At 70.3% G+C, this 18,296-nt stretch carries 15 protein-coding genes, 1 tRNA gene, 1 pseudogene and 1 riboswitch; of the genes and pseudogenes, 11 read left to right on the forward strand and 6 right to left on the reverse strand.

The genetic code is table 11. The features are described 5' to 3' along the window. Nucleotides 1–7: 7 nt before the first annotated feature. From QSK34_RS34985 to QSK34_RS35010, 6 genes are read left to right on the forward strand one after another with little or no spacing between them, the layout of a single operon-like run. Entirely contained in the window at nucleotides 8–1,186 is a 1,179-nt protein-coding gene (locus QSK34_RS34985; protein WP_285590721.1) for a YcaO-like family protein, read from the forward strand. Beyond that, nucleotides 1,179–2,429: a YcaO-like family protein gene (locus QSK34_RS34990; RefSeq protein ID WP_285590723.1), complete on the forward strand. Its 1,251-nt coding sequence runs from the start codon at nucleotides 1,179–1,181 to the stop codon at nucleotides 2,427–2,429. The genes QSK34_RS34985 and QSK34_RS34990 overlap by 8 nt, the downstream gene beginning before the upstream one ends. Continuing rightward, on the forward strand, nucleotides 2,422–3,474 hold the full coding sequence (locus tag QSK34_RS34995) for a TfuA-like protein (protein WP_285590725.1): 1,053 nt from the start codon (nucleotides 2,422–2,424) through the stop codon (nucleotides 3,472–3,474). The genes QSK34_RS34990 and QSK34_RS34995 overlap by 8 nt, the downstream gene beginning before the upstream one ends. Beyond that, nucleotides 3,471–4,418: an ABC transporter substrate-binding protein gene (locus tag QSK34_RS35000; RefSeq protein ID WP_285590727.1), complete on the forward strand. Its 948-nt coding sequence runs from the start codon at nucleotides 3,471–3,473 to the stop codon at nucleotides 4,416–4,418. The genes QSK34_RS34995 and QSK34_RS35000 overlap by 4 nt, the downstream gene beginning before the upstream one ends. After that, complete coding sequence (locus QSK34_RS35005; protein ID WP_285590729.1) at nucleotides 4,415–5,461, forward strand: FecCD family ABC transporter permease; 1,047 nt, start codon at nucleotides 4,415–4,417, stop codon at nucleotides 5,459–5,461. Before QSK34_RS35000 ends, QSK34_RS35005 begins: the two co-directional genes overlap by 4 nt. Then, nucleotides 5,458–6,216 (forward strand): ABC transporter ATP-binding protein, encoded by a 759-nt coding sequence (locus QSK34_RS35010; RefSeq protein WP_285590731.1) that lies wholly within the window; start codon nucleotides 5,458–5,460, stop codon nucleotides 6,214–6,216. The genes QSK34_RS35005 and QSK34_RS35010 overlap by 4 nt, the downstream gene beginning before the upstream one ends. Here the strand turns inward: QSK34_RS35010 and QSK34_RS35015 are convergent. After that, nucleotides 6,213–6,890 (reverse strand): hypothetical protein, encoded by a 678-nt coding sequence (locus QSK34_RS35015; protein WP_285590733.1) that lies wholly within the window; start codon nucleotides 6,888–6,890, stop codon nucleotides 6,213–6,215. The genes QSK34_RS35010 and QSK34_RS35015 overlap by 4 nt on opposite strands. 98 nt (nucleotides 6,891–6,988) lie before the next feature. Then, nucleotides 6,989–7,164, forward strand: a riboswitch (cobalamin riboswitch). A gap of 116 nt (nucleotides 7,165–7,280) precedes the next feature. Here QSK34_RS35015 and QSK34_RS35020 point away from each other — a divergent pair. Together QSK34_RS35020 and QSK34_RS35025 are read left to right on the forward strand one after the other, a co-directional pair. Beyond that, a pseudogene (locus tag QSK34_RS35020) lies at nucleotides 7,281–7,622 on the forward strand (5-methyltetrahydropteroyltriglutamate--homocysteine S-methyltransferase); the annotation flags it as partial. A gap of 404 nt (nucleotides 7,623–8,026) precedes the next feature. After that, the gene (locus tag QSK34_RS35025; protein ID WP_285590737.1) at nucleotides 8,027–8,710 is read left to right on the forward strand and encodes an HNH endonuclease; all 684 of its coding nucleotides are present in this window, start codon (nucleotides 8,027–8,029) and stop codon (nucleotides 8,708–8,710) included. A 149-nt stretch (nucleotides 8,711–8,859) separates the two neighbouring features. Here QSK34_RS35025 and QSK34_RS35030 read toward each other — a convergent pair whose 3' ends face one another. Together QSK34_RS35030 and QSK34_RS35035 are read right to left on the reverse strand one after the other, a co-directional pair. Next, nucleotides 8,860–9,126, reverse strand: a complete 267-nt coding sequence (locus QSK34_RS35030) for a hypothetical protein (RefSeq protein WP_285590739.1) — start codon at nucleotides 9,124–9,126, stop codon at nucleotides 8,860–8,862. Nucleotides 9,127–9,169: 43 nt separating this feature from the next. Beyond that, nucleotides 9,170–9,517: a hypothetical protein gene (locus tag QSK34_RS35035; RefSeq protein ID WP_285590740.1), complete on the reverse strand. Its 348-nt coding sequence runs from the start codon at nucleotides 9,515–9,517 to the stop codon at nucleotides 9,170–9,172. Between the two features lie 132 nt (nucleotides 9,518–9,649). Between QSK34_RS35035 and QSK34_RS35040 the strand changes: the two genes are divergently transcribed. After that, complete coding sequence (locus QSK34_RS35040; RefSeq protein WP_285590743.1) at nucleotides 9,650–9,919, forward strand: GntR family transcriptional regulator; 270 nt, start codon at nucleotides 9,650–9,652, stop codon at nucleotides 9,917–9,919. 107 nt (nucleotides 9,920–10,026) lie between these two features. Here QSK34_RS35040 and QSK34_RS35045 read toward each other — a convergent pair whose 3' ends face one another. Next, nucleotides 10,027–11,418, reverse strand: coding sequence for a replication initiator (locus QSK34_RS35045; RefSeq protein ID WP_285590745.1), 1,392 nt, complete (start codon nucleotides 11,416–11,418; stop codon nucleotides 10,027–10,029). Nucleotides 11,419–12,070: 652 nt separating this feature from the next. Further along, nucleotides 12,071–13,582, reverse strand: coding sequence for a recombinase family protein (locus QSK34_RS35050; protein WP_285590746.1), 1,512 nt, complete (start codon nucleotides 13,580–13,582; stop codon nucleotides 12,071–12,073). 51 nt (nucleotides 13,583–13,633) lie between these two features. On the opposite strand from QSK34_RS35050, the gene metE reads away from it, so the two are divergent. Next, nucleotides 13,634–15,496, forward strand: coding sequence for a 5-methyltetrahydropteroyltriglutamate--homocysteine S-methyltransferase (gene metE, locus QSK34_RS35055; RefSeq protein ID WP_285590748.1), 1,863 nt, complete (start codon nucleotides 13,634–13,636; stop codon nucleotides 15,494–15,496). Between the two features lie 7 nt (nucleotides 15,497–15,503). Here the strand turns inward: metE and QSK34_RS35060 are convergent. Then, nucleotides 15,504–15,579 (reverse strand) — tRNA-Met (locus tag QSK34_RS35060). Between the two features lie 222 nt (nucleotides 15,580–15,801). On the opposite strand from QSK34_RS35060, the gene QSK34_RS35065 reads away from it, so the two are divergent. Continuing rightward, nucleotides 15,802–18,294 (forward strand): GmrSD restriction endonuclease domain-containing protein, encoded by a 2,493-nt coding sequence (locus QSK34_RS35065; protein ID WP_285590750.1) that lies wholly within the window; start codon nucleotides 15,802–15,804, stop codon nucleotides 18,292–18,294. Nucleotides 18,295–18,296: the final 2 nt, after the last annotated feature.

Below are 18,296 nucleotides of genomic sequence, written 5' to 3' on the forward strand. Positions count from 1 at the left end.
AGATCCGATGGACGTCCTGCTCGACCCCCGCACCGGGCCGGTCACCCGCGTGGTGACCGGGCGCAGCCACGCCGTGCTGCACACCGCGACCGCCGAACTGGCCGCCACGGGCCGGTTCGGCCATCCCCTCGGCAACCCCGTCGTCGGGGGCGCGTCCTTCGGCGACCCCGCCCGCGCCCGGATCAGAGCGCTGGGCGAGGCGGCCGAACGCTACGCGGGCCACCTGGTCCCGGAAGCCAGGCTCAGACGGGCGACCTGGCACGACCTCGATTCCGCCGTCGACCCCGAGCGGCTGGCCCTCTACTCCCCGGACCAGCACGACCGCCCCGGCTTCCCGTTCGTGGGCCTGCGCCGCGACGACGTGCTCTCGTGGACGCCCGGACGAGCCGGCGACGGAAGCCCCGTATGGGTGCCCGCCTCGCTGGTCTGGTTGTCGTCCGGCGAGCACACGCTGGTGCGGGGCCGCCCGGCGCACCTGCCGATCGCGGCGGGCATCGCCGCCGGGCCGACCCCGGAGGCGGCCCGCGCCTCGGCGCTCGCCGAGGTCGTGGAACGGCACGCCCTGGCCACCGCCTGGCACGGGGGAGCGGCCTTCCCCCGGCTGGACGGGCCGCCGCTGCCCGTCCCGGACGGCGCGGAACTCACGTGGCGGTCGGTCCCCAACACGCTGGGCGCACCGGTGGTGCTCTGCACGGCGGTCACCCCGGAGGGGCTGCTCGGCGTGGGCTGCGCGACCGGGTCGGCCCGGTCGGCCGCCGCCGAGGCGCTGCGTTCACTGGACGCCCTCGCCGAGGTGGCCGGCGGGATCCCGGAGTGGGAACGCCCGGCCGGCCCGCTGATGCCGCACCGGAGTGACCGCCGGTATCTCGACTCCTACGCCCCCGACCTGGGCGACGCCACCGACGTGCTCTGCACGCTGCAGCTCCTCGCCGACGAACGGGTCGCCTCGGCCATCCGGGACCGCCTCGACGGCGGCGATCCCGCCGGTACGCCGTCCACCGCCCCCCGCCTCGACGTGATCACGATCGATCTCACCACCCCCGACCTGGCCGCCGTGGGGCTGCACGTCGCCCGGGTCGTGGTGCCGGGGCTGCGCTCCACCGGACCGGCCGCCTACCCCTTCCTGGGCGCGGGGGCCGACCCGCTGCCCGGCCACGTCGAGAGGCTGCCGGTGCCGCATGTCTGATCCCTGGAACCTCGACCGGCCCGGCCGCAAGGTCGCCAGGACCGGCACCCACCGCGCCGCCACCCTGGAGGACACCTGGCGGCGGCTCGGCCCGGCTCTGAGCGCGTGCGGGGTCACCCGCGTCGCCGACGTCACCGGCCTCGACCTCATCGGCATCCCGGTCGCCACCGCCTATCGCCCCAACGCGCGCAGCCTCTCGGTCAGCCAGGGCAAGGGCGTCAGCCGCGCGGCGAGCCGCGTGTCGGCGGCCATGGAGGCCGTCGAGCACGCCCACGCCGAGGTGATCGACCGCCCCCTGCGGCTGGCCCGGCCCGCCGAACTGGGCCCTGCGGCACTCGACCCCCGCGGGCTGCCGCGCACCGCCGACGGCGTGCTCGACGACGTCACGCCCCTGCTCTGGATCGACGGCGCCGACGTCCGCACCGGCGAACCGAGAGCGGTGCCCTACGAGGCGGTGAGCCTCGACTTCACCCTGCCGCCCGCGCTGACCGGGCACGGCCTGTCGCGCGACAGCAACGGCCTGGCCGGGGGGAACACCGCGCTGGAGGCGCTGGTCCACGCGCTGTGCGAACTGATCGAACGGGACGCGGCGGCCCTGTGGGACCTCCGCGACGGCCCGTCCCAGGCCGGGGCCCGGATCGACGCCGCCACGCTGACCGACCCGGAGACCGTGCGGCTGCTGGACCTCTACGACCGGGCGGGCGTCGAGGCCGCGCTGTTCGACCTCACCTCCGACCTCGGCGTCCCGGTGGTGCTCTGCCACATCGTGGAGGCGGAACCCGACCCGTTCCGCCCGCTGCCCGCCGCCACCGGGCTGGGTTGTCATCCGTGCCCGTCCATCGCGGTCCAGCGGGCGCTGACCGAGGCGGCCCAGTCGCGGCTGATCACCATCTCGGGCGCGCGTGACGACGTCACCCGGGAGCGCTACGCGCAGACCACCGACACCGGCGGCGTCACGGAGCTGCGCGACGCGTTCCGCGCGACCCTGCCGCACGCCCGGCCGTTCACGGTCACCGGGGCCGACCACGACCTGCTCGGCGACGACCTCGACTGGCTGCTCGACCGGCTGGCGGCGGCGGGCCTCGACCAGGTGGCCGCCGTCGACCTGACCCGGCCGTCGCTGGGTGTGCCCGTGGTCAAGGTGCTGGTGCCCGGCCTGGAGGGGGCCGGTGCGCTGACCGGCGAACCGACCCTGCCCGGTCCCCGGGCGCGTGCCCTCGGAGCGGAGCCGGCCGATGCCTGAGATCGCCGTCTTCGCCGGCCCGACGATCCCGGCCTCCGTCGTGCACGACCGCCTTCCCGGACGCGACGTCGTGGTGCTGCCGCCGGCCGGGCAGGGCGACGTGGCCGCGCTGGTCGCCGCCGAACGCCCCCGTGTCGTCGCCTTCGTCGACGGGGTGTACGAGCGGGTCCCCGCCGTCTGGCACAAGGAGCTCCTCTGGGCGATGTCCGAAGGCGTCTCCGTCGCCGGGGCGGCCAGCATGGGCGCCCTGCGCGCCGCCGAGCTCGCGCCCTACGGCATGACCGGCGTGGGCGAGGTCTACCGGGCGTTCGTCACCGGCGAGCTGATCGACGACGACGAGGTGGCGGTCGCCCATCTGGACGCCGACCAGGGATACCGCCCGGTCAACGAGGCGATGGTCACCATCCGCGCCACGCTGCGCGCCGCCGTGACCGAAGGGGTGATCTCCGGCGGCGAGGCGGCCGGCCTGCTCGCCGCCGCGAAGGACCTGCACTATCCCGACCGCCGCTGGCCCCGCCTGCTGGACGGTCGCGACACGCCACTGCGCGACTGGCTGCCCGGCGGGCGGCGCGACGTGAAACGCGCCGACGCCCTCGCGCTGCTCGACCTGCTGGCCGCAGACGAGATCCGGCCCGCCGACCGCGCCTGGCACTTCGAACGCACCTCGCAGTGGCGGGCGGTGCAACCGGTCGGCCGGACCGCGCTCCCGCCCGCCGTCGCCGCGGCCGTCCTCGACGACCTGCGCGCCGAGGGCGGCTACGACGAGCTCGAACGCGCCGCCGTGTTGCGCCTGGTGGCCGCCGCCACAGGGGCCCGCCCGCACGGGGCCGCCCTCGACGAGTGGATCGCCCTCGTGTCGGAGCGGGTCCCGGCCGCCGACCTGGCCGACCTGACCCCCGCCGGTCTCGCCGCCTTCGCCGCCGACCAGGCATGTCTGGTGGCCGCCACCACCGAGGTCGCGGGGGACGTGCCCGCCGCGATCCTCGACACCCTGCGCGTCCGCGGCGAGTACGCCGCACGTGTCGCCTCCAAGGAGAAACAGTGAAGAAACCCCTGTTCGCGCTGGCCGCCATCGTCCTGCTGGCCGGCTGCGGCACGTCCGGCACCCAGGCCGCCCCCGCGCCCTCGGCCGCTCCCGGTCCGGTAGAGGTGAGCAACTGCGGCACCGTCTACACCTACGCCAAGCCGCCGGAGCGCATCGTCACCTCCAGCACGGTCGCCACCGAGGTCGTGCTGGCCCTGGGCCTGAAGGACCGGATGGCCGGCACCGTCGCCGCCACCGACATCATGCAGCAGTACGCCGCCGACCTGACCGGCGTGAAAGTGATCTCCGAATCCGCCTTCCCGCCCCCGTCCAAGGAGGTCGTCTACTCCGCCAACCCCGACCTGGTGGTCAGCGGCTACCCCGACGACTACGGCCCCAAGGCCCTCGGCGACCGCGCCGTCCTGCAGAAGGAGGGCGTCAACAGCCACCTGCTGTCGGCGAGCTGCCCGGGCGGCACCGCCACCGTCGAGCAGACCTACGACGACCTGCGCGCGCTCGGACAGGTCTTCGGCGTGCAGGACAAGGCCGAGCAGCTCGTCACCGCGCTCAAGGCCGAGGTCGACGCCGTCACCCCCGTCACCCCGGCGCTGCGCGTCTTCGACTACGCCGGAGGCAAGGACAAGCCGCTGACCAGCGGCGCGAACACTCTGGTGTACGACCTGGCCCGCCGGGCCGGCGGGGAGAACATCTTCCCCGAGACGAAGGAGTTCGGGCAGGTGTCCTGGGAGGAACTGGTCAAGCGCGACCCCCAGGTGATCATCGTCGAGGACCAGGTCTTCGAGCCCGCCGACGAGTCCATCGAGTGGATGCGCTCCTACGCCCCGATCAAGGACGTCACCGCGGTCAAGGAGAACCGGTTCGTCGTCATCCCCGTCAACGACCTTCAGCCCGGCCTGCGCAGCGGCCGCGCGCTCAAGGCCCTGGCCGAGGGCTTCGCCCGTTGACCGTCCGCGTCGCCGCCCGGCGGGTCTCCACCGACCCGCCGGGCCGTCGGGTGACCCTGGCAGGCTCGGTGGTGCTGCTCGGCGTGCTGCTCGGCGTCTCCCTTGTCGCCGCCGTCGGCCTGGGACCGGTCGACATCCCCTTCCTGGACGTGTGGCGCATCGTCCTCGCCACCCACGACGCCCCCTCCGGACCGCTCGCGGTGATCGTGCGCGACATCCGGCTGCCCCGGGTCCTGCTCGGTGCGATCGTCGGCGCGGGCCTGGCCGTCACCGGCGCGGTGCTCCAAGGGGTGCTGCGCAACCCGCTGGCCGACCCTTACCTGATCGGAGCCAGCTCGGGGGCGTCGCTGGGGGCGGTGCTGGCGCTGATGTCGGGCCTGTCGTGGCTGCTGCCCGTGGCGGCCTTCACCGGCGCCATGCTCACCTTCACCGTGGTGCTGCTGCTGGCGCGCGGCGGCGGCCGGCTCGGCGTCACCTCACTGATCCTGTCGGGGGTCGCCGTCGCCGCACTGGCGGAGGCCGCGACCAATTTCATCGTGCTGAACTCACCCGACTCCCAGTTGCGGTCGGCGCTGTTCTGGACCCTCGGCGGCCTGTCCGGCACCCAATGGAACGACCTGCCCGTCCCGGCGGTCGTGGTCGCGATCTCCGTCGTGTGGTTCCGGCTGCGCGCGGCCGAACTCAACGCCCTCGTGCTGGGGGAGGAGGGGGCCACGAGCCTGGGCGTCGAGGTGAACCGGCTGCGGACGCGGCTGGTCGTCGGCTCGGCGATCACGGTCGGCGCGGTCGTGTCGGTCAGCGGTGGCATCGGCTTCGTGGCGCTGATGGTGCCGCACGCCGTCCGCATGGTCGCCGGCGGCGACAACCGGTGGGTGGTCCCGCTGAGCGCGCTGGCCGGAGCGCTGCTGATGGTGTGGGTCGACGTGGGGGCACGCCTGCTCAACCAGCCCGACGAGATCCCCATCGGGGTCATCACCGCGCTGCTGGGCGCGCCGTTCTTCCTGGTCCTGCTGGCCCGAGCCAACCGGAGGGCGCTGTCGTGAGCCTCTCGCTGGAGATCGAGGACCTCTCCTGGGCGCCCGTGCTCCACGACGTCACCCTGTCGGCGGCGCCGGGGGAGATCTTGGGCCTCATCGGCCCCAACGGCAGCGGCAAGTCGAGCCTGCTGCGCTGCGTCTACCGGCGGCAGCGGCCCGACCGAGGCCGGATCACGGTCGACCGGCTCGACGTGTGGACCGCCCCGGCGGGCGAGGTGGCCCGCCGGGTGGCCGTCGTCACCCAGGAGTCGCCCGCCGACCTGGAGAACAGCGTCGAGCAGATCGTCGCCCTCGGCCGGGTGCCCTACCTGGGCACCCTGGGACGCCTCACCCGCGCCGAACACGACCTGATCGACGACGCGATGGAACGCTGCGAGGTGCGTTCGCTGGCCCGCCGCCCCTACGCCCGGTTGTCCGGCGGCGAACGGCAGCGGGTGCACCTGGCCAGGGCGCTGGTCCAGCAGCCCGGCCTGCTCCTGCTCGACGAGCCCACCAACCATCTCGACCTGCGTCACCAGGTGGAGCTGCTGCGGCTGGTCCGGTCGCTGGGCGTCACCGTCGTCGCCGCCCTGCACGACCTCCAGCTCGCCGCGGCCGCCTGCGACCGGCTCGCGGTGCTGAGCGGAGGCCGCCTGGTCGCCGACGGCCCGCCCGCGAAGGTGGTCACGGCCGGCCTGCTCACCGAGGTGTACGGCGTGACCGCGGAGGTGACCCACGGCCCCGACGGACTGCCCAGGATCAACCTGCCCCTGGCCCGCTAGTTCGAGCCCTCGGGGACGGGGTCGGCCATCATGGCCCCCTCACCCGGCGTGCTGGTGAGGTAGACGTGCTGGTGACCGTGGCCGGCGTCGACGTTGATCTGGTCGAGCTGGGTGGCCGCCACCGACCAGGCCAGCACGCCGGCCGTGCGCTGCCGGAGGGCGACCTCCAGGCAGCCGGCCCGCACGTCGGTGGGCACCTTCCGGCAGTAGGCGTAGGTGTCGACCGCGATCGCCATGGCGTCGACGGCGCTGCGGAACCCGGCCCGCGCCACGTTGGTCGCGGTCGTGCCCGACGGCGTGGCCGCGTGCCGGTCGACCGCCTGCTTCATCACCTTCTGCCACTCGGCGATCTCGGCGTCGGCGGGCGTCCGGGCGGCGAGCGCGCCGCCGGGCGGCAGCGCCTCTCCCAGGCCCACCATGACCGAGGTGATCTCGCCAACCGTGGTGCGGGCCGTGGACGTCAGCTCCGTGACCTGCTGCGCGTCGCGCTTCATCTCGGCCGCCCGCATCTCGGCGACCGAGGTCTCGGTGGCGTCCGGCGCCCCGAACAGATATCCCAGCGAGCCCGCCACGAGGATGGCGGCCACCAGCCCGATCGCGTACCGCGACCGTCCCGGGCCGGGCTTCTCCTGGATGGGGAGGGGGCGGGCCGATCTGGCCGTCTTGGAGGGCATGCGACAGGCTCCAATGGTCGACTTCTCGCGCAGACCGTACCTTCTCGGGTGATCGACGTCCATGGTGGCGCGATGGCGGATAAGCTCGGCGGCGTGGATGGTTCGCCCGCCTCCGCCAGAGCCGGGCGTCGTAAGAGGGAACCCGGTGCGAATCCGGGACTGCCCCGCAGCGGTATGTGGGAACGACCGCCGTCACCAGCACTGAGCCCTCCGGGCTTGGGAAGCGACGGCCACTAGGAACGAGCACCACGCCCACGAGTCCGAAGACCTGCCTCCGCCCGCGCGCCGACCTCGGCGCGTGGTGGTCCGCGGCCTCGTGGGAGGGCCTGCGCGTCGTGCGCTGTCTCCCCTTTCACGTGGCCGCATGTCGGCGAGACGAGGGAAGCAGCCGTGAAGACGACGATTCTGGGTTACCCGCGCATCGGCGCGCGGAGGGAACTCAAGTTCGCCACCGAGAACCACTGGGCCGGCGTGATCGACGCCGCCGAACTGGAGACGACCGCGGCGCGGTTGCGCCGCGAGGTCTGGACCGAGCTCCGCGACGCCGGGCTCGACACCATCCCGTCCAACACCTTCAGCCTGTACGACCAGGTGCTCGACACCACCGTCATGATCGACGCCGTCCCGGCCCGATACCGCGCCCTGACCGGCCTCGACCGCTACTTCGCCATGGCACGCGGCACCGCGGACCTGCCGCCGCTGGAGATGACGAAGTGGTTCGACACCAACTACCAGTAGTTGGTGCACAAAGGCAACATGGAGAGTCGACGAAGAGCAGAGCGTCGCAGCGGTCCGAGCAACGACGCAGAGCCGTTGACCAGCATCACTGGCCGCACCCCGGGTCACGTCACGTTCGTCGAGATGCCAGCAAGATCAGTCGAAGGTATGCAGCCGCGAGGATTTTCACTACATGATCAAGGCGGCCTCGCCTGCGGCGTGCCGCGCGCTGGCGATCGCGGACCGCGCTGCGGCTCTTCGGCCGGTCGCGGCCCGCGCCGCCAGCACCCAACGCCGAGCCCGGACAGGCTGAGCGATCCTGATCCAAGGTGCGGGGCAAAGTTGACACGATACGCAGCCCTTTTCGAAGGCTATGGCTTCTCTACCTAGTTTTGATAGCAATCGCTATACTGCCGCTTATGGCCACGAGACCGGCAATCCCCCGCGAACTACGGCGTCGAGTCCTTATTGAGGCAGGCCATCGTTGTGCAATTCCGACATGTCGCGCCACGCCGGTTGAGATTGCACATATCATCCCGTGGGCGAAAGTCAAAAGACATGAATTCAAGAACCTCATCGCTCTTTGTCCCACATGTCATACACGATATGACGGTGAATATAATTCATTAGATCGGAAAGCTATGCGGCAATACAAGGCCGCACTTAATCCGCTGCTCTCGGCAAATTATGGAAATACTCATGACCAAATTACTCGGATTGCGGCCTATCAGGAGTTTCGAACCCTCTTTGGGGCCTGGGTGCAGGCAGAGATCGATCACGCGAGCGCGAAATCTAAGCTAAAGACATCCGCTATTCCTGCAGACCGCGACAACAGTTGGGCGGAAAGATATGCCTATGCGCTGTGCTCGGCATTGGATTTTCAGAGAACTTGGGGCCAGGAATCGGAAATCTCGGCAATCGCAGGATCCATACTGCACCACGTAGCCGAATGGTCCGATGAGATTAGGGCAAGCCCGCTCCCTATGCCTCGGGAGCTGGCTACGCGCGATATCGCAGAGGAAATCTCTGAAATCTCGATGGAGCTCCATTTTTCCATTTGCGAGGAAGTTGGAATTTTGGCAATCGACCATTCTGTGGAATAAATGCCCTGATAGCCGCAGCAATGACCGCAGTCTTTGCCGCCCAATTGTTTGTGTCCCTCGGTTGGGCCGCTGATGCGGGCAGCTATGGGGGCGGCGGGGAAGGCTGGCCCGTCTCGCCATCCCGGGCGCGCTATGAACCTCCGCAGGATCTACCGTGCTTCGCCGCGAAGCAGCCGATCCCACACGGCCTTGGCGTCCTTGACGGGCCAGCGGTACGTCTCCGCGATCTTCGGTTTCGGCTCGCTCTGGATCGTCTTGCGGATGAAGGCCCGCCCACCCGCATGGAGCAGCTCATAGATGGTGGCGCGGCAATCGCACGTCCACGCCATGGCCCGTACCCGATCAGCCCCCGCAGTCGGCGCGTACCACTCAAGCCGCATGTGATCTTTCTGCGCGACCGCATAGTGAGGGCTCACGCAGCCGATCAAGTCGTCTAAAGATCCCATCGCCGGAGCCGCTTCACCGCGTACCGTCAGCGGCCCAGTCGACGAGCCGCACGGCTACAGACTGCGGCTCTGCAACGGGAACCCGTGTAACGTCCGAGCCAGCCCGCCGCCGCCTGATCGCAAACCACGACGAGCCGTCTCCGAGACTCACGGTGACGATCGCAAGCTGCCCGCGTCGCCCGTAGACGTCGAGTTCGACCCCTCTGTCCTCGGGGGCCGTCCAGGCTTGCCCAAGCCTCAGCGCGATACGTCGCACGAGACGAACACGAAGGCCATGCGCCGCCAACAGCGCACCGAGGGCACGCAAGGTCCGGCTGTGCTGCTCCACGTCCTGGTCGCTGATGGCGATGGTCGGGCGCATGGGTGCTCCTCTTGGGGGACGGCAGTAGGTCGAGGCTACGCCAACCTTCCTACTCCTTCCTAGCCCTACTCATAGGTTCCCATGGGTACGCCTGGTAACGACATGGAACGCTGTCGTTCCTAACCTGGTCCAGTGATCGAGTTCCGGCCCGACGAGCTCAAGTGGGAAGCCGTCCTGGCAGAGATACGCCGCCGCATCAAGTCGGGGGAGTACAAGGTCGGACACCCCATCCCGGGCGAACCGCGCATGGCCGAGGAGTTCGGCGTCGCCAGGGGCACGGCCCGCAAGGTCATCAAGGCCCTGCTGGAGTCTGGCGAGATCTACACCGTCCTCGGCAAGGGCACCTTCGTGGCCGACCCGGAGACCGGCGGCCCGCCTCAGCGGGACGAGTCCGACGAGTAGCACGCACGCCACCAGTTCGGGAATCGCCGTGGTGCCGCCGGCCCAACCGCTTCGCGGCCCTTCGGGTGCTTCGCATTGCGCCGGCCGCACCACTCCCCATCGGCGAATCAGTCAGCCTGGTTCCGTCTTCGCTCGCGTTCGATCTGCCGCGCCGTGGCGACCTGATTCCGGATCATCTCCACCCACAGATGCTCACCGTGACGGAGCCCGGCACCGGCGAAGCGCCACTGCCCTACGGTGACCGTCTGCTTGTCTCCCGGTTCGGGTAGCCCGCGCCGTTCCCGGGCCTTGTCCGCCTGGTGGTCGGCGCGGACCTGACGTAGTGCCCCGAGGGTGGTCGAGAAGTGGCGGCTCTTGGTCGAGAAGTGGCCCCGGTAGCCGAGCATGTGCGCCCAATGCCGTAACGGCACCTCGGCGTAGGCCGGATCGGTAGCCAGGCCGAAGCAGGTGTAGATCATGCGCCGCGCGTGCTCGGTCACCTTCAACCGCGCCACGTCGCCGAGCTGACGGATCGGCCGGTCCACCGTGCCCGCCGACTCGGCCCCCTTGGTCGCGTACTTGGCGATGTAGCCCGCCACCCGCAGGTCACCGAGGTGATCGAGCGAGTCGGCGACATAGATGGGATCGACGTCGAGCTGGGTGCCCCACCGGCCGAGGAAGCCCGGCGCGGAGACCATCACCGATCCCGCCGTCTCACGAATGGCGTCTTGGAGCACGGGCACGGTGGCCCAACCAGGCGGCGAACCGGCTGGCCCGTCCGGTCCGTCGAGTCGGATCACCGCATGGAAGTGGACCAGCCCCCGCGCCTGATACTCGGCCACCTTGGCGTACGACAGACGGAGCTGCCGCCGCAGTGCGGCGCGCGAGACTCCCAGGTGCCGGGCGAAGGTCGCCGGAAGCGCCTGAGTGAACCGCCGCCACAACTCGCCCGCGTGCGCGTTCCACAGCACCGCACCGGCGTAGTCGTAGCAGTCCACGCAGATGGGCTGGCCCACCTGCCCGTCATCGTCACCATGCCGGACGCCGCAGGCTTCCGGTCTGCCGTGTTCGCACACCGGCCCATCCCGGCGAGGTCGGCACGGCATCACCTTGCCGTCCTTCTGCCGAGACGAGTGAACGGCCCCGAACGAGGGAGCGGTGAACGTGGCGAAGACCCGAGGATGGGCGCTCACATCCTCGGGTACGCCCTTGCCGCCCCGCAGGCCGGACAGGATCAGGTGATAGGTGTCGTCCCGGTAGACCTCCGAGCAGGCCGGGCACCGCGACGCGCGACGGTTGCCGCACGACGTCAGCAGGTACCCGGTCGGCTCGTCGCGCGTCCGGTAGACGTCCAGCACTTCCAAGCCGGAGTCGAAGGTGATGCGGTGACCTTGCAGTCGGATGGGCTGGGCGCAGCCGCCCGTCGCGCGCACCATCTCTCGCCACCGGGTGAAGTCCGGCATGGCGGCGCGCTGGGCGGCTGCCAGGATCTCGGGAGTGAAAAGGCTCGGCTCGGTCATGCCGCGTCCTTCCTGCTCCGCGAGGGGGACGAGTCGTCGGCGTACCGGATGCCGTGAATGGCGGCGATACGACGCCACTTCTCGGCCGACCACCGGGGCGACTCGTCGACCTTGCGCTTGCACCACTCCCCGACAAGCGCGGCGTATGGACCCAGTTCCTCGGGTACCAGCAGGGGCCTCCTCTCTTGCGTAGGGAAGCCGCCCGTCACGTCCGACGAGGCACCCGCGCGCATGCCGAAGACGGCTCACGGCGGATGCGGGGATGGCGCTTTCAGCGAGCCGAGTGCAAGGAGGGTCTGTGCGACGGTGGACCGGTGAGCGATGCCGATGGCCTACCGCTGGTCCGGGTCACTCCAGCGGAACGGCTATGTTCTCTTTTCACCCGGTGGCTTGGTTCGCTCTGTTTCGTCGCGGCCGGTTGCTCGCTTACGTCGGAGGGAGGGGGCTTTTGTCATCTTTAGATGTACCACGTAAACACCGAATCTACGCAGGTCAGAGCGGGAAACCGACCGTTTCGCGCAGTTGTCCGTGGGTGCCCCTCGGCGTCCGTCGGCGTCCCTGGTCGTCCCTCATATCGGCTGGTGACGAGCGCCGGGTTAGGGAGCTGTCACCCATGCGACAGGGCAGGGACGCTGAGGACGTCCAGGACGTCTTACTCCACCCACACCGGTTCGAGCAGATCCGGGTTGAATTTCGTGCGTCCCCGGCCTGCCGGATGCACGATCACCGCGTGCAGCATCTCTCGGATGTGCGCCCGCTTCCGCGACAACGGCAGCCCGCCGTCTTCCTCCGACTTGTACCAGCGCCGCCGGATGTCCTCGACGTCGATCTCCCGGTTCACCCGGGCGCGTTCGGCCATGCCGAGCACCGAGTTCTTCTCGGCCCTCAGCCGGGCGATGTCCGCTTCAAGCTCCGGCACCAGGACGAAGTACAGGTTGTTGGAGATCTTCTGAGCCCGCCACTGCCGAGTCAGCTCCTTCAACTGCTCTTCCAGGTCCGAGAGCTCCTGTTCGCGGGACCACTGCGGCGCGTCGTCGGCGTCGACGAACTGAGCGGACTCCATCTTCTGGAGGACGAGTTCCGAGATCGCGAAGTCCACGAGGTCAGCGCGCCGCCCGACTCCGCCGCAGCCGCCGACATCTCGGCCGGGGCAGAAGTACTGGAGTCGCTTCTCCTTGCCGTACTTCTTGGTCCGGAGCACCGCGTTGCACATGCCGCCGCCCTCGATGACACGGCCGCAGCGCAGGATGCCGGTCAGCAGGTGGCGATGCTCCCGGTAGTCGCGGGGGAGCGGAGCACCGAGCGCGCCGCCACGCTTCACGCTGTGTCCACGGCGCGAGTCCATGATGTCCCGCACCGCCAGCCACTCGTCTGGGGTCAGGATCGCCTGCCAGTCGCCGACGACCGGAGAACCGGACGCGTCGCAGACGATCTCGCCGCGCAAGATGCGATAGCCGCACATCCGAGGCTTGGACAGGGCCGCCCGCAACGTCGTCTTGCGCCACTCGTTCCCGCGAGGCGTCCGGATGCCCCGGCGCTGCCAGTCCATGACGATGGAGTAGAGCGACGAGCCGGTCACGAAGTCCCGCGCGGCCTGCCGCAGCAACGCCGCTTCGCTCTCGTCGAGGGTGATGCGGTCGTCCTTCCACCCGAATGGCCGGGGGCCGCCGACCGCCCGCCCCTGGAGTGCCCGCGACTGGTGGGAGGCGCGCATCCGGCGCTGCATCTTGCGGACCTCCATCTTGGAGATGACCGCGCCGAACAGGCCCATGCTCTCGACGTCTTCGCTGTAGAGGTCTGAGCGCTGCTTGGAGTCGGCGAAGACGAAGCCGTCGTTGTAGGTGAACGCCTCGACGAAGCGTTCGTAGTCGCCAGGACGCCGGGCCAGGCGGTCATTGGCGACGACCACGACACCGCGTAGCGCCGGGCCGTCCGCGAGCCTGCCCGCCCGTAACGCCTTGATCATCGACTCGAACTCGTCGCGGTAGACGTCGGCCTTGGCGGCGGACTTGTCGTTGTCGGTGAACTCGTGGACGACCGTCCAGCCGTGGCGCTTCGCCGTCTCGCGGTTGATCCGATGCTGATCCTGCACACCATGTTCGTCGCCCCGCAGGTCGGCGGAGATCCTGGCGTAGGACGCCACGGGTACCAGGTCAGCGGTCATGATCTCCTCCTCGGCGAAATATGTCCCTTGTGAATGTTCTAGCACTACATCGTGCCGGAGCTGGCCTTCGACACCCGCTTCCGGCTGGCCGACGGCTCGGCCGCCAAACCGGTCGCCGAATACCTCGAAGCCCGCAGGCTCGGCATCGAGACCCGACCGGCGCTCGTCGGCCCGCTCACCTTTCTGCTGCTGGCCAAGGCCGCGCCCGGTTCACCCGACGGGTTCACCCCGCTCGACCTGCTCGACTCCCTCGTCGAGACCTACGCCGAGCTGCTCGAACGGCTCGCCGGCGCGGGTTGCCAGTGGGTGCAGCTCGACGAGCCGGTGCTCGCCCGCGACCTCGACACCCGCGAGACCGGCGCGCTCGGCCGCGTCTACCGTCGGCTCGGGGGCCTGGCCAGCCGCCCGAAGATCCTGCTCGCCACCTACTTCGGCGCGGTCGCGCCGAAGGCGCTGCGGGAGATCGCCGCCACCGACGTGGAGGCGGTCGCGCTCGACCTCGTCGCCGGCCCGGGCAACCTGGAGGCGCTCGCCTCGGCCGGCGGCCTGCCCCGCACGACCGTGGTCGCCGGTGTCGTCGACGGCCGCAACGTCTGGCGTGCGGACCCGGCGCGGGCGAGGTCGGCGTACCCGATCCTGCTCGGTCTCGCCGACACGGTCGAGCTGAGCAGCTCCTGCTCCCTGCTGCACGTCCCCGTCGACCTCGACACCGAGACGGGCCTCGACCCGGCCGTGCGGAACCGGCTCGCCTTCGCCCGCCAGAAGGTCGCCGAACTGGTCGCCCTGGCCGCCGACCTGGAGTCGGAGCACGCGAGGGTCACCCCGCCGCAGGCCGCCCCCGGCGAGCCGGTCCGGTTCGACGCCCGGCGGTCCGACCGGGAGGTCCGCTTCGCCGCCCAGCGGGCGGCACTCGGCCTGCCCGACCTCGCCACCACGACGATCGGCTCCTTCCCGCAGACCCCCGAGATCCGCGCCGCCCGCGCCGACCTGCGGGCCGGGCGCATCGACGAGCCCGCCTACACCGAGGCCATGCGCGCCGAGATCGCCCGCGTGATCAGGCTCCAGGAGGACCTGGGCCTGGACGTCCTCGTCCACGGCGAACCCGAACGCAACGACATGGTCCAGTACTTCGCCGAACAGCTCGACGGCTACGCCGCCACCGAAGCGGGCTGGGTCCAGTCCTACGGCACGAGATGCGTCCGCCCCCCGATCCTGTACGGAGACGTCACCCGCCCCCGCCCGATGACGGTCGCCTGGACCGCCTACGCCCAGTCGCTCACCCCGAAGCTGGTCAAGGGCATGCTCACCGGCCCGGTCACGATGCTGGCCTGGTCGTTCGTCCGCGACGACCAGCCCCTCGCCGCGACCGCCAGGCAGGTCGCCCTCGCCCTCCGCGACGAGATCGCCGACCTGGAGGCGGCCGGCATCCGGATCATCCAGGTCGACGAACCGGCCCTGCGCGAACTCCTCCCGCTCCGCGAGGCCGACCGGGAGCCCTACCTGGCCTGGGCCGTCGGCGCGTTCCGCCTCGCCACCTCCGGAGCCGCCGACACCACCCAGATCCACACCCACATGTGCTACGCGGAGTTCGGCGAGATCCTCAGCCCCATCGCCGACCTCGACGCCGACGTCACCAGCATCGAGGCCGCCCGCTCCCACATGGAACTTCTGCCCTACCTGCGCGCCGCCGGCTACGCCAACGGCATCGGCCCCGGCGTGTACGACATCCACTCACCCCGCGTGCCCACCAGCGAGGAGATGGCCGCCAACCTCCGCACGGCCCTCCAGGCGGTCCCCGCCGACCGGCTGTGGGTCAACCCCGACTGCGGCCTGAAGACCCGCGCCTACCCCGAGACGGAGGCGGCGCTGACCAACATGGTCACCGCCGCCCGGACCGTCCGGACGACCGTGTAAAAACTCGTGGTGGCGGGTGTGGGAATCGAACCCACCCGGAACGGCGTATGAAACCGTCGAGCACACCAGCGCCCTCACCCGCCGGAAAAGAGAAAGCCGTCTCGAACCCGACCGGTTCGAGACGGCTCACGGGACCGGCGTCACACGTGAGCCTCACAGGGCGGGGGCATTCGCCGCATGGTGCCCCTCCCTTCTCCGTCCGACCGTGTGACGACGAGTATCCAAGATCGCAGCCGTCGGACGCGAAAGGTCTTCCGGCGCGGGGTCGCACGTAACGCGAGGTGTTCCCGCCGCGAAGTAGTGGCGTGAAGGCGACCGAGATCACACTCCGCCGGCTGATCCAGGGTGACCAGCAGTTGCTCGTGCCGCTCTATCAGCGCCAGTACACCTGGGAGCGACAACAACTCGGCCGGCTCTGGGCGGACATCCGCGCGCAGGTGGACCTGCTCGCCGACCAGCGCGTGGACGCGCCCAGCCACTTCCTCGGGTCCGTCGTGCTCGCCCCCGGCCCCGACCTCGCGCCGAACCGTTCCCAATGGATCGTGGTCGACGGCCAGCAGCGGCTGACCACGCTCATGCTGGCCCTGTGCGCCCTCCGCGACCATCTCGTCCCGGAGGACCCGGGTCATCGCGAGCGCATCGACGAACTCCACCTGATCAACAAGTTCCAGCGCGGCGACCTGCGTTACCGTCTGCTGCCCACGCAGGCCGACCGGGACGCGTTCAAGGCCTGTGTCGACGCGGTGCCGGAGGGCAGGCTGGGCAGCCTCGTCGGGAACGCCTACCAGTTCTTCCGGACCGTGATCGAGGAGTTCGACGACCCGGCCGACCCGCACGACGTCGCGCGGGTGGAGTCGGTGCTGCTCGACCGCCTGAACCTGGTGCTGATCACGGTAGAGAAGGACGACAACGCCTTCCGCATCTTCGAATCGATCAACAACACCGGCATGCGGCTGAGCCAGGTCGACCTGATCCGCAACTACGTCTTCATGTGCCTCCCCACACGAGGACAGCGGGTCTACGACGACCACTGGAAACCGATCCAGGACCTCCTCGACGCCAAGGCCATGGAACAGCTCATGTACCTGGTCCTGGTGCTCGAACGCGGTGACGCCGCCCAGTACAACGCCGTCTACCGGGGGCATCAGGAGCTCCTGCAGGCCATGGGCAGAGACGAGTCGCGCATCGAGGCCTACGTCGCCGGCCTCCACCGGCGCGCCCGGCATCTGCGGTCGATCCTCACTCCCCAGGGAGACGGCGAGATCGCCGACAGGCTCCGTTTCCTCAACGAGTGGCAGGCCACCACCACCTACCCGCTCGTCATGCGCCTGCTGGAGTTCCGGGAGGACGGCCTGGTGGACGACGCGGATATCGCCGAGGCGCTCAGTTACGTCGAGAGCTTCCTCGTCCGCCGCCTGATCGCCGCCGTGTCCACGAGCAACCTCAACCGCATCTTCCAGCGGCTCGCCGCGACGGTCACCGCCGACGACCCGGCGGGAGAGGTGCGCCGCGAGTTGTCGGCCGCGCGTCTCTACTGGGCCGACGACGACCAGTTGCGGGCCGAGATCAGGAACCGGGCCTTCTACTGGCAGGGCCGCGCGGTCCAGCAGAAACTCGTCCTCCGGCGTGTCGAGGAGTCCTTGGGCAGCAAGGAGCGCGTCGACCTCGCCGACCGCCGCATCACGATCGAACACGTCCTCCCGCAGACCCTGACCCCGGCATGGCGGGCCGAACTCGCCACCCCGGATCCGGAGGCACTCCACAGCAGCCTCGTCCACACCCTCGGCAACCTCACCCTGAGCGGCTACAACTCCGAACTGAGCAACCACTCGTTCGCCGTCAAGCGCGCCGCCCTGGGGAAGAGCGGCCTCGCCATGAACCAGGAGATCGCCGCCCACGACACCTGGGGCGAGCACGAGATCCGGGCCCGCGCCGACCTGCTGGCCGACCGGGCGATCGCCATCTGGCCCGGCCCGGAGAAGACCGGCCGCGGCTCCGCCGCCTCCCGCGACTGGACCCTCCTGCACAGTGCCCTGGCCGCGCTGCCGCCGGGCACCTGGACGTCGTATTCGGATCTGGCCGAACTCATCGGATCTCACGCGGTCCCCGTCGGCGTCCACCTGGGCAGTACGACCGTGCTCAACGCCCACCGTGTCCTCACCAAGTCGGGCCAGGTCTCCGACGGCTTCCGCTGGCCCGACCCGGACGACACCCGCGACGTCACCGCGTTGCTCGAAGCGGAGGGCGTGCCCCTCGACGCGACGGGGAAGGCGGATCCCGCCCGGCACCTGACCGCCCGCGAACTAGCCGAACTCGTCGGCCTGCCCGGCGCCGACATCGTCGACGACGTGGGCGAGTTCGACCCCGCCTCCGGCGGAGCGGCGCACCTGCTCGCGCAGCTCAACGACGCGAGTGGCCCTCAGGCGGCCGGGGCGGTGCAACGAGTGATCGACCACTGGGTCAAGACGGGTGGCCGTCTGGTCCACGGCACCTCGGCGGGAGCCTCCTGCGGATTCGCCCGCAGATCGGGCGGCCGCGACGTGGTCGTCGGCCGCGTGTACGCCAAGACCTTCGAGATCCCGTTCGGATCGCTACTGAAGCGCCCGCCGTTCGACGACCTGGCGATGCGCGAGGAACTCCGCGCCCGCCTGAACGACGCGCCCGGTGTGGACATCCCCGTGGCGAAGCTGAACCTCTATCCGTCGATCCCCAACTCGCGGCTGTCCGATCCGGCGGTGTTCGACGTGATCGTGGCGACCCTCGACTGGTTCACCTCGGTCGTCTCGCAGGACGAGTGAGA

It is taken from the genome of Herbidospora sp. NBRC 101105, assembly GCF_030269205.1.
In the GTDB taxonomy this organism is placed as follows: Bacteria; Actinomycetota; Actinomycetes; order Streptosporangiales; family Streptosporangiaceae; genus Herbidospora; species Herbidospora solisilvae.